The sequence below is a fragment of the Chitinophaga agri genome, from assembly GCF_010093065.1.
In the GTDB taxonomy this organism is placed as follows: domain Bacteria; phylum Bacteroidota; class Bacteroidia; order Chitinophagales; family Chitinophagaceae; genus Chitinophaga; species Chitinophaga agri.
The window spans coordinates 215,638-227,641 of sequence record NZ_CP048113.1 but is presented as its reverse complement, the minus strand read 5'-3'; the positions used below and the strand labels follow the sequence as shown (position 1 = coordinate 227,641).

Annotated in this window: 4 protein-coding genes; 2 read left to right on the top strand and 2 right to left on the bottom strand. The window is 46.6% G+C overall.

The features are described 5' to 3' along the window. Positions 1 to 5: 5 nt before the first annotated feature. The gene (locus tag GWR21_RS00865; RefSeq protein WP_162329899.1) at positions 6 to 1,643 is read right to left on the bottom strand and encodes a hypothetical protein; all 1,638 of its coding nucleotides are present in this window, start codon (positions 1,641 to 1,643) and stop codon (positions 6 to 8) included. A gap of 45 nt (positions 1,644 to 1,688) precedes the next feature. Then, positions 1,689 to 8,771: a DUF5977 domain-containing protein gene (locus tag GWR21_RS00860; protein WP_162329898.1), complete on the bottom strand. Its 7,083-nt coding sequence runs from the start codon at positions 8,769 to 8,771 to the stop codon at positions 1,689 to 1,691. A gap of 819 nt (positions 8,772 to 9,590) precedes the next feature. Between GWR21_RS00860 and GWR21_RS00855 the strand changes: the two genes are divergently transcribed. Together GWR21_RS00855 and GWR21_RS00850 are read left to right on the top strand one after the other, a co-directional pair. Continuing rightward, a complete protein-coding gene (locus GWR21_RS00855; protein ID WP_162329897.1) occupies positions 9,591 to 10,910 on the top strand; it encodes a TolC family protein in 1,320 nt (439 codons plus the stop codon). After that, entirely contained in the window at positions 10,907 to 12,001 is a 1,095-nt protein-coding gene (locus GWR21_RS00850; protein ID WP_238430112.1) for an HlyD family secretion protein, read from the top strand. Before GWR21_RS00855 ends, GWR21_RS00850 begins: the two co-directional genes overlap by 4 nt. Positions 12,002 to 12,004: the final 3 nt, after the last annotated feature.

Genomic DNA, 12,004 nt, shown 5'->3' with positions numbered 1-12,004 from the left:
TGGACTCATGGACGGGGATTTTCTTTTAATAGTGCACTCCTTGTCTCGGAAATCGTCTTGATGCCCCGTTCTGTTTCCTTCTTCAGACGGATCATTGTTCCGTCTTCATCATACTCATAGAATGTAGCATAGTTGTTCTCATCCAACTCTGCCATAAGACGAAGACTATTACGATCATATACATATGATTTCATATTGGCGTTATAGGGATGTATCCTGACATCATCAAAATATACGGCATGATCGGCCGATGCACTCATCACAATGGATACAGACACCGCGTCCTCAGGTACCATTACGACTTCCTCATAACGCTGCCAGCCTTCTATGATCGCTCCCTGTGGCTGTGCTGTAATCGTACTGCCGATAGGTTCAGCCGCTTGCTTTACCACGATCCCAAGCTGATTACCGGTGTAGGTATTACCTCTGCACGGTACCGATTCCTTCACCCAGGCACTGATCACAATCGTCTTACCCGCTATTGGTGAAAATGATGGTAGTATAGCCGCAGAATCTGTATTTACAGCCAATAATCCCCTTGTACTGTCAATCCGGCTAAATGTCAGCCCAAAACTATCGTCAGCAGTAGCCACTACCGGTGCGCTCACAGCCACATCTGTATGTGCATCCACCCGCAGACTGAACAAACCCGTATGCTGTTCGGCCGTATCCAGTTTACTTTTATAATAGGAAAAATCGAAGCTCCGTGGCACCTTACAAGGGCCATCACAAGGCGTAACGCCGAAATCATAGTCCTCGAAGCCTTCATATGCAATCTCCCGGTAACGGGCATTCTGGGCTGCGGCTACCGGCAGCGCATCATCATAACCATAAAGTCCCGCATTATAACGGCCCAGTGGATCATGGTTCTCCAGTTCGAGCCCTTTACGATTGACCATAGTCAACTCACTGTTCCATACCCAGACAGCAGTATCTTTATCATTCTCAGGCATACCTTTCAACTGTCCATTCGTGAATTTCCAGAAACCCTTAAAACTATTGATCGTACCAGCGGAACGTAATGACACTGGCGCCAGCGGATCTGTTTCCTTACGTTCCCCGTAATAGGCATATGAACGGAAAGGACGCCAGTTACCCGCCAGACCAAACCGGTAAGGATTCACCGGATGTTCCGTAATAGCACTATAACAATATGCGGAAGTAACGTCATTACAGGTCGTACAGGAGTCGACCTTCAGTTTAGCGACCAGCGTGCTGGCGGTAGTCGTCCGGTATGACACGATCCCGGTCGTATCGCAGACATTACTTACCAGATTATTAAATGTAACCGCAGCGCCGGTAGCAGTCAGCGACACCGTACAATCACCGATTACGGCCTTATAGGACGAGCCACTGGTCGCACTCTTCATCTTCGCATAAAACAATCCGTTTGTATTACGTGCCAGGATCTGACACTGTGTATATGACACCATATATCCCGCACGCCTGGCATCCTCAAGTAAAGAGGATACCAGGATATCGTCCTCCGGCTGAATAAATAACCGGCGGGAGGATATCAGGTAGTCAAAAAATGGCTTGAGGCAGTCACAGGTACAGGCACTGACGTTTTGTGCCCGGAGTGAATCCATGTTGCTACTCATCAATATGATGGCCAGCGACACAATCCGCATATATGATTTCATAAGTTTCTTCATTTTAATAAATCATTCCTTCGGTAAACGCATCTTTTACAAGCCCCACACAGTAATATCTATTGGCAACTCAACTCTCCATGTTTGCGGGCTGTTGGCACTCACCATCTTCTGCACGCCTCCGACCGTTGCATTCATACCGGGCGTCTGGGCGTTTATCTCGACGATATAAGATCCGAAAGGAATCGTTCTGAAAAGTGGCAGATTACCATCAAGCGTTAGATAATTAAGTGTCAGCACTACTGAATTATCACTGACGTTGCGAATAACAACGTTATATGCTGCAGGCGCCGGACTATTTTCCTGCTGTCTTATGCTTACGTTAGTACCCATTGGATTACATGAACCATTCAGATTTGCATGCTCCGGTCCATGTGCATCTGCATAAGCTTTTGCCAGGGAATCAACATATAGCTGAGACTTAGTGGAAGTATATATCCCCGCTGCTACGGTATAGTCAACACGTGTACCTGTGTAGCCCTCCGGACAATCCGTTTTCAGATACGAACCTGTATAAGCTGCATTACTATATACCTTCACAGGTTGATCAGAGAATAAGAAAGACATCGTCAACCCTGCTCCTGCCAGATTAAACAACCAGGTCTCACCATCTCCTTCCAGCACTCTTCTTTCTGTACCATTAACCGTCACAAACAGACTGTCAGTACCATGATTAATGGCAATCCGCGCGCTGTAAGTCCCAGACGGTAAGCCTGTACATTTAGACAGGTCGGCATCAGTCGGATCACTGAAGCTTTTCATAAATACCATCTGACCGGTACGGGTATCTGTAATATAAATAGCAAATACTCCCAGGTCCCCTGCATCCGGTTTCTTGCCGTAAAACACATTACATGGCGGACATTCTCCCAGTTCATTCGCCTTTGCCTGTGCGTATGCCCAGTATCTGGCCTTTGCTTTCGCGTTCGCCGCCGCTTTACTGATCATAGAGGTATCTATGCCAGCCGGTATCTGTACCCACACACCTGAAGGTGCAATGCCCGTCTCACAAACCGGATAAGCCAGTAATCCTGTCGTATCATTATAATAATAACAACGCCCCTCCCGGTTGGCCACCACCTGGGCACTATCTATTAACCGTTGCCTGGCCAGTGCATCAGCAGCCTGCTGACTAACTGTAGAAGCGAACGTTCTTGCGGGAACTGTATAGGTATACGGTAAAGGAATAGCGTCTCCCTGACAGGCATGTAATAAAACAGTAACACTATCTGCGCTGTTCCTGTAAGTATAGGAACAGGTACCCTGCAAATTCGCGTATGCCTGTCCGAAACTGTCTACGTCCGCCTGTGCCAATGAGTCAGCTACAAGCTGGCTGATGGTGGACGAGTATCTGTTAGGTTCCACTTTATAGGTAACTAAAGATCCGGTACCGGTACCACAGTCATTCTTTCTGAAAGACCTGCTCTTCGCGACATTTCCATAGTAACGGATACCACAGTCGCCATTCCTGCCCACATATTCACTGTACGGCACGGTTACGCAAACATCTGTCTGCGCCTGGTCTTTCTTATCTCTTACTTTCCAGAACTGCCTATAGGCTACGGCTGATGCAGAGATGATCTGTTTTGTGCTGTCCAACACGAATTTGTTATCACTGCCGAGTGGATTCTTCAGACATACCACTCCTCCTACACTGCTGCTGATGTTTCTCCTACCGGAACGAACAATTTTCAGCGCCACGTCATTACCGGTAAATGGTATACCATCCCTGTCTACAAAGTACAGGTCCGGCGTACCACCCGCTGCTGCATTCGCATCTACCGTATACATAAAAGTATTCGCAGGGAAGGTGGCTATTTCAGGTGCCGTACCAGAACCTCCGGTCTTCTGGTGCGAATACACCATGATCTCATCACCTGGAGCAAAATAAAAATTGACACTATCTTTCAGCCCAGCTGTAATACGTCCATCCTTTAATGTTAGATGGTCCATCACAAGACCGATATTCCTATAGGCTCCACCCATACCATCATATGCCCAGGCTGCGGGATAACTGAACGAGTAAACCGGATCATCAAATTCATTCTGTGTACTCGTAAGCAGCACGGCACCGGTTTCTGCATCATACAAAAGGTTCTTTGTAGTTACCCGACTGCCTTTATCAATGGCCAGTACACTATCAATAATACCATGGCGGGTGATAATCTTCGTCGCAGCTACTGAACGGTAGATGGTTTCCTCACGCTGCATAAGGTTCAGCAACATCGGTATCAGTAAAACCGGAGGCCACGCAAACTTAAACAGTTCTCCATTTATATTAGGACTATAGCCGAGCGTTGTCGAATGCTGTTCACGCATGTCCAGCATCAGCTCCATGTCTTTTCCTATCATGGCCGACTGGCTGACCTGCCCGTTTGGTGCCATGACCTTTACATTGTTATTCAGGTGTTTATTTAAGGTACGCGTATCATCCACCTTGTAGAAGTACTCCAGATAGGTAATAGGTTTCTCAGGGTCCGCTTCTCCGTAAGAAGCCTGTGACTTCACCTTACCCGTCATATCATTCAGCTCCACTTTGAAGCCCTGGCTCAATCCCAGGAAGTGGCGTGCGTTGATACGCAGTAGATTAGATAATAAAGGTTTAAATTTCTTTTTACTGTCGCCCAGATTCGTAATGTCCGTCAGCGTTGGGAAGTCATAGCCAGTATAAAAACAGGTCTCCTCATATCCGTTCGCAGATCGTCTCTTGTCCCCATGGATCGTTCTTACCCTTACCCTGCTGTATCCTACTGATGCTGAAGGGAAAAATCCTTCTCCATAAGGCAGCTCAGTATAACCTCTGTCCACCGGTACAAGTGACGATACCTGCATATTATATTCCACGGGCACTTTCCACGGGTTCTCCTCTCCTCCGATAATAGGCTCATAAGCGGCAACACCACTGCTGATCAGTTCTTTCTTTCCATTTATCTCCTTCACCGTTGTATATTGGTATTCCTGACCATATAAAGATTCCCGCTGTCCGGTCATCTTATCCCAATGGTCATGTATCAGTACTTTCTTTACCCTCAGACCTCCCCCATACTTCTTATAATAGGGATTATTCAATCGCACAAAACTCCTGCTGAGGTCCACCTTTCGTGCCCAATGTTTGGTGCGGGCGGCCACATCAAACGTCAGTATCATATTATTCAGGTTATCTGCCTGTGATACCAGTACCTTCACAGCATCTACCACGTCTATATCGTCTCCCATATCTGATCCCGGGTATGCTTTCGAACCAAGATTCAGACGCAGGAACTGTAGTGCTGATTGCGCCAGCGGACTGTATACGCTTCTCGCCGTATTCATCCTGGCAGCAGGGTCTATCGCTTTCAGCCGCAGCCAGATGGTTTTCCCATTATTGAAGAAACCAAAGTTACCCGGATCAACTGTAGCGTAACAGCTCACGTATTCATTCCCCTTTCCAAACTTATCGCCCGGCATCTGCACTGATAAACGGCAATAAAGCTTATCCATGTCCTGCAGATAGCGATTGTATACTTCTTCATTGCTGGACACTGCATAGGGCACATTTACTGCCACATACAGGTAGTCTACTAAGCCATATAACTCCGGACTCAGATCGTTCAGGGAAGAGGGCGCTCTGGCAGAAAATCCTGCTATATTGAACAACTGTGCGGCACGTTTATTCTGCACATAGGCATAGTCGTCGCTCTCATACACTATTTTCATACGTCCGCCGGATGGCAGCACAAGTGAATCCAGCGTCCAGGCAGCGGCATTTCTTGCGGCCATCGCACTATCCTGTAATGCATAAGGATAGTCTGCATTGGTCAGCACATTCTCTTTCGTAGAACCTGGATTCTGCAAAGGATCTTTATAAGTACCCCAACGGTCACTGCCGTTAGATCTATAAGAAGGGTTATTCTGATGATAACTGAAGATATAAGGATTACGTACCCCTTTATCATTGCCATTATAGGTAAACCAGATCTTCTTTAATGTTAGTCTGCCGGTAGTGGTATCAGCCGGATTACCACTCGCACCCTGGCACAGTTCATATGAATATTCAAAATGAACTGTTTTCACCGGTCTTGGATGCTTACTGCGGGAGAACTCGGCCTTCGTATATAGATTGATCTCGTCGAGCTTACGGGTTCTGTCATCAGCCAGCCTGACACCATTTTCGTCTACAGCAGGCAAATCCTTTCTGGTGGACAGCTTGAAGGTAGCGATCATATTCTTTGACTCAATCGTATGGAGATACCACAGTTCCTTCTCGCCCGAAACGTAACTGCCTTTGTCATCGCGGTCGTCCGTCTTCAGCCCTTCACTATAGTTCGCCTGATTAGCAGCAACCGGTATGCGCCATTTATAGGAGTTCCTTATACTTGCTGTCTTTGTATAGTTAAACTTAATTGCATCTCCGGGATCATCCGCTGAAATGCCATCACCAGTCAGGTCCTGATAATCCGGTGAGAGAATGCCCGTCAGCAGGAAAGAGTGTGCATAGGCAGGTATCCGTTCACTACTGAAATAATGATCAATCCCATTTTTGTTCTCTACCGTATTGTCTTGCCCTGGTACATATGACACCAAACCCGTAGCACTGCTTGTATCCGTTTTCTTTACCGCGAAGGTGACCTCTTTCTGTTCCAGATTATACACCGGAATACCATAGATATACCTCCTGCCATCTGCATTGAGCACATCAATTTCAGAGATATGGGTCTTTTTACGGAAATCGTTGATCCTCTTTTCGCGGACCAATCCACCATTAGCAGATACGAAGGTATCTTTCTCCGGCATGTAAAAGAGATTACGCGTCGGAATCAATGCTACCGGCAATCCACCGTAACGCCATGATAAGGTCATGACCGCTCGTTCCTTTTCCTGCTTGTACTCCAGGCGAACGTTATATAACTCCTCTGCAATCAGGTTTACGCTAACAGAATCGTCTGTAGGCGGATGACCTCCCCAGTGATCTATCAGTAAACTATCATTCATGTAAAACCTGACACCGTCATCTGATTTAGTAATGAACGTATATTTACCTGTAACAGGTGCTTTTAACCTGCCCCTCCAGCGGGCTGAAAAGGAATGATCAAATCTGTCCAGATTAGCGTCTTTAGGAATATTTACGTTAAACAATTCCTTATAACTAAAAGCGATCTGGGGATCTGACCGCCTGAATAAAAAACGCTCCAGATCTCCTGCATAATATTCCCCGATCCAGCCACTTCCCATATCTCCCAGACTATCCGGAAATGAAGCTGCGCAGTTGTTGATAGTAAAAACGCCTTCCTTATAGTTTTCTATAAACCTCGATAATCCGGCATGATCAGCCTCCTGTGCCGTGAGGTAAGAGATTACCTGCGTTCTTTTATCACGGGGACCACGACGAAAATTACGTGGGCTGGCCGTTTGTTTTCCCACATAACGCTGATTGCGATAGCGGTTAAATATATTAGTTGTATGAATATCCGGGCTACTGATACCTGACTGTTCGAGATTCACTGCTACAACATCGTCTCCTCCTATATTCTCGTAAAAGGCAGCATCATTGATAGTCATCTCTCCGGGATTACGGAAATAAGCTGCTTCGTAAAGTTTATCCGGCGAACTAAAACTTACATTGTCTTTCAGCGGATTCCGCTCCAGCCAGGGGCCTGTAGTAGTCGTTGCCCGTAAATAGTTCAGATCAATACCTCCATGCACCAGATCTCCCGCGCCCAGATCCAGGCTGGCACTTTGAGACATATCTTTTGTTCGCATAGCATGATCAAATACATAACCAATGTCTCCACGATAGGCCCTGAACATACCACCAGTCCCTTCTCCAGACATCGAAAATACGTCATAGGTATAACTGGGAATACCGATATTGGGTATTTCCGGTTTCTCCCGATAGGGCATATCCCTCTCGCGGTTAAAATCCAGTAATACAGATGTATTAGCACCTGCATGCTGATAATTCAGATAGCCGTAGGCAGGAATCGACATACGTTTGTCAGCATCCACTATGCTTTGTATGGACGCATACCCCTGAACGGAAAAATTAGGATGAAGTACTTTCTTTTCGCCGCCGGTTTTCAATGTCACACTCGTAGCTGCACTGGAATAGGGTAAAGTGATCTCAGGCAGATAAGACGGATAAGCAAAGCTGATCGTCGCAGTAGGGGTCATTCTGTTTAGGCCACCATTGGCAGCGTACTGTAAATTTTTATCGTCTATTTTATATTGTTGTACACCCGCACTAAGTGACAGTGCTTTTAGCCCCGACCGGGAGCTATATGTCGATCCTATTGATACATTACCTGCAAAACCGGAATATTTCTGCGCTGATGCACCAGACATACTATAAGACAGAGTAGAATGCAGGGATGCGCCCTGCTGGGAATTATTCGTAATGGATAATCCACCGGAAAGCTCCCCCATACTGGCTGAACCAGCTTTTACCGACGCATTTACACCGGTTTCCATTCCCAGGCCCCTGTAATTATTATAAAATATACCCAGTGTACCTCCCACACCAAAACCAGCTTTGACTGAATCGCCCAGTGTCTCAGGCCTCGGAAAACCTACAAGTTCCACGTCAAGCCCTACACTACCACCAACGGTACGATTCTCTTTTACAGAAGCCACCTTCTGAATAGTATCTTCTGTACCATTAAAATCATCAGGTAATCCACGCATATTACGCGTAATAGTTCCCGGGTTGATATTCCAGCCCAGTCCTACCCAACTCGCCTCCTGATCCATGGAAATACCGCTGTTGTAGCCGATTGCAATCGGATATCCGCCTACATCCAGCAGCGGTATGCTATATGAAAAATCCCCTGTGAATAGGTCCACCATATTGGCATTATTGACCGAAGCAAATGCCTGCATCTCCGGCTGCGTAGGCCCGCCTATAAACGCTCCTGCTTTGCGGACGCTTTTTTCGCGCTCTGCTGAACGCTCAGGCGCAACTACACTAACAGGTGCATTATTTATAAAGGTATTAGCCGGCCTTGCCGCCTTTGCGTAATGGTAAACAGCAGGAGATCTCGCTGCCGCCAATGCATAGGAAGGGATAATTGTCTCAAAATACAGCAAAGCTAACAACAGGTATGCACCTGCTCTCTTGTTCTTTGCACTGAGTTCCAGTACCATCTAGGGATATATTTATTGTTATACTACACGGTGAGTTGCTATAGTACGTCTCATAGCATAGTTAGGAGTCAGCTACGCACACGAAAACGCACCACGGAGCACCGTAGTAAAAAGTATGTTAAAAAAGAACTGTGTCTTCCGTTCAGCTGATAACAATAAGATGACATGTGTGCTGTTATGCAACAACAAACCACGACTTTGCCTCAGAAAAGCGGCACAGGGCAAACAAACGCTGATTTTCAGCGGTGGTGCTTACGAAGATAAATACATAGGTAAACTACATGGCCTTTAAATTCAGTTACTATTAAGAATGCATTACGAACATCTGGGCATATCTGTACAAGTTCATTTGAATAGAATGTTCCAATGGCCAACAAATGTCTGTGAATGACCGACTGACAAAGTATAGGGAACGCAGCGGATTCATCACAAGACAAACTTACATTCTAAAAATAATATGACAAACTTTTTTTACACTTTATTTTAGACATCATATACAAGATCCAAACAATACTATAACGTAAACGCCTATCAATATAACTGCTTATAAGCAAGGCGCTGTTGCTCTCAATTTGTACCCTTCATTTTCGGACGAACCTCCGCCCTACCCATCTGCATGCAATTTGACATTAGATGTCATAATTTCTACAATTCATTTCTACTCCCGCTTTCCCTCTCTCATTGTACCTTTAGCCTGTCAGTTCATACAACGGAAATGAACTATCGCAAACCGTCTGTCAACCAATGAGCATGTACCCTTCCAACCAATTACAACCCATTGTCATACAACGACGGAACAGATAACGCAACATCAGGAAAATGAAATGCATAACCTCCATATTAATCTTATTCATCACAGTGTCCGATCCGTCTTATGCGCAGGAAAGTCTGGGTAATCATCCGCTCACTTTACCCGCTGCATTTGCCCTTGCAATGAGAAATAATACTGACATATCTGTTGCCCGTCATGAAAGCAACCTCGCACGACAGGAAGCAACTGTCAGCAGACTCGGACATCTGCCTGATGCCTCCGCGGGCTTGACAGAAGGCTACCTCAGTAATGCCGACATCTGGGAGCCTCCGGGATTGGGTGATCACCGCACATTGCACATTCCTCATCAGATGACTGCACTATCCGTTGAAGCATCCGAAGTGATCTATGCTGGTGGCCGCGTAAATGCCAATGTTAGAAAAGCGGACCTGAAGGAACAAATAGCTTTACTCGCCCTGGAAGAGAAACAGCAGGACATCCTCCTGCTGATCGCGGCGCGATACCTAGAGATCTACCGGCAACTCAACCACCGCGAAGTCTACCTGAATAACAGCCGCCTCGCAAGAGAACGGATGCATAATATCATGGCGCTCCGGAAACAAGGCATGGTCACAAAAAATGATAGTCTGCGTACACAGATACAGATCTCTGACTATGACCTGGCAGCCCGCAGGGTGGGTAACGCTATTATACGGCTGAACAACAGTTTCAACGTAGCACTTGCCCTGCCTGACAGCATGCGGCTGATACCTGACTCCTCCTTACTCCATACACCCAGACATACTGAAGGACTGGACTATTACCTCGCACTTGCACAGGGTAATAGTCCTTCCCTCAGGATCGGCGATCTTGAAACGGCTGTTTCACATGTGCAGATCAACGAGATTAAAGCAGAAAGACTGCCCGTACTCAGCGCATATGCAGGATCAGGATTCCAGCGCCCTTTTCTGAATGCTGCACCGCCACAGGATATCTATTATAACATCTGGCAGGCAGGTATCCGCTTACATTACAACATTAATAGTCTGTATAAAACTCCACAGAAGATCAGAGCAGGTGAACTGGCACAAACAGTCGCACAGAGCAGAGCCAGGTTACGTGAAGAAGAAGTAGATGTATCGGTACGCAACGCATACAATCGCTATCAGGAAAGCTGGGATGTACTGGAAACAAGCAAAAGAGACGTGGAATCTGCCAACGAAAACTACCGCATCGTCATGGAAAAATATCAGAACCAACTGGCGCTGATCACCGATGTGATCGATGCCTCTAATACCAAGATCGATACAGAGATCAAAGTAACTGATGCACTGATCGATACCATCTACACGTATTATCAACTGTTGAAATCCGCAGGTAAACTATGACAGACAAGACAACCAATCTCCCGGGCAAAATACGCACACTGCCCGATGCTGGTAAAAAAAGAAGGGTGAACATACTCAAACTACTGTTCGTTGCGAGTCTGCTGATAGCCATCGCATGGGGCATCTATTTCTACTTCCGTCTGGACACCGACCTGTATACCAACGATGCAACAGTAGAACAATATATCAATCCGGTCAACGTGCGTATCTCAGGCTATATAAAAGAAGTGCGCTTCACGGATCACCAGCGGGTGAAAAAAGGAGATACGCTTGTCCTGCTGGACAATAGAGAATATCTCGTCCAGGTCGAACAGGCTGAAGCCTCCTGGTTATCCGCACTGGCTGGACGCAAAGTAGCATCCTCCAACGTTAACACTGTGAATAGTAACCTGAGTACAGACGATGCGAATATCAGGGCGCTGGAAGTGCGGGTATGGAACGCCGGACAAAACCTGCAAAGGTTCGCTAACCTCCTGAAAGATGAGGCGACGACACAACAACAATACGATCAGGTGAAAACAGATTATGAGTCATTACAGGCACAGTTGACCGCCCTCCGCCAACAAAAGCAGACTACCAGACTACAGACTGCCGAAACCGCACAGAAGGTCGATATCAGTGAAGCTGATATCAAACGTACGCATGCGGCACTCGAGCTGGCAAAACTAAATCTTTCCTACACGGTCATTACTGCACCGTATGACGGCGTAACGGGCAGGCGCAATATCCAGGAAGGCCAGTTCGTGCAGGCAGACAATCTGCTACTCGACTTTGTAAGAAATGACAGTAAATGGATCGTGGCGAACTACCTGGAGACACAGGTCACACAGCTGCAACCGGGCGACAAAATGGAGATCCGCGTCGATGGCATCCGGGGGAAAACATTTGCAGGACATGTTACCTCCATATCAGAAGCGACCGGTTCAAAATATGCTGGTATTCCGGTTGATAATGCAGCAGGCAATTTCATCAAGGTAAGACAACGTATCCCGGTGCGTATCCTGCTGGATGCCACACCGGCAGACAGCACCACACTATCCCTGCTAAGGGCAGGTATGAATGCACAGGTATGGAGAGCAAGGGAAAACTAAACC

Bases quoted from the DNA above. Each gene is read 5' to 3' on its own strand.
- GWR21_RS00850 (WP_238430112.1), top strand. From the start codon at position 10,907: ATGACAGACAAGACAACCAATCTCCCGGGCAAAATACGCACACTGCCC.
- GWR21_RS00855 (WP_162329897.1), top strand. From the start codon at position 9,591: ATGAAATGCATAACCTCCATATTAATCTTATTCATCACAGTGTCCGAT.
- GWR21_RS00860 (WP_162329898.1), bottom strand. From the start codon at position 8,771: ATGGTACTGGAACTCAGTGCAAAGAACAAGAGAGCAGGTGCATACCTG.
- GWR21_RS00865 (WP_162329899.1), bottom strand. From the start codon at position 1,643: ATGAAATCATATATGCGGATTGTGTCGCTGGCCATCATATTGATGAGT.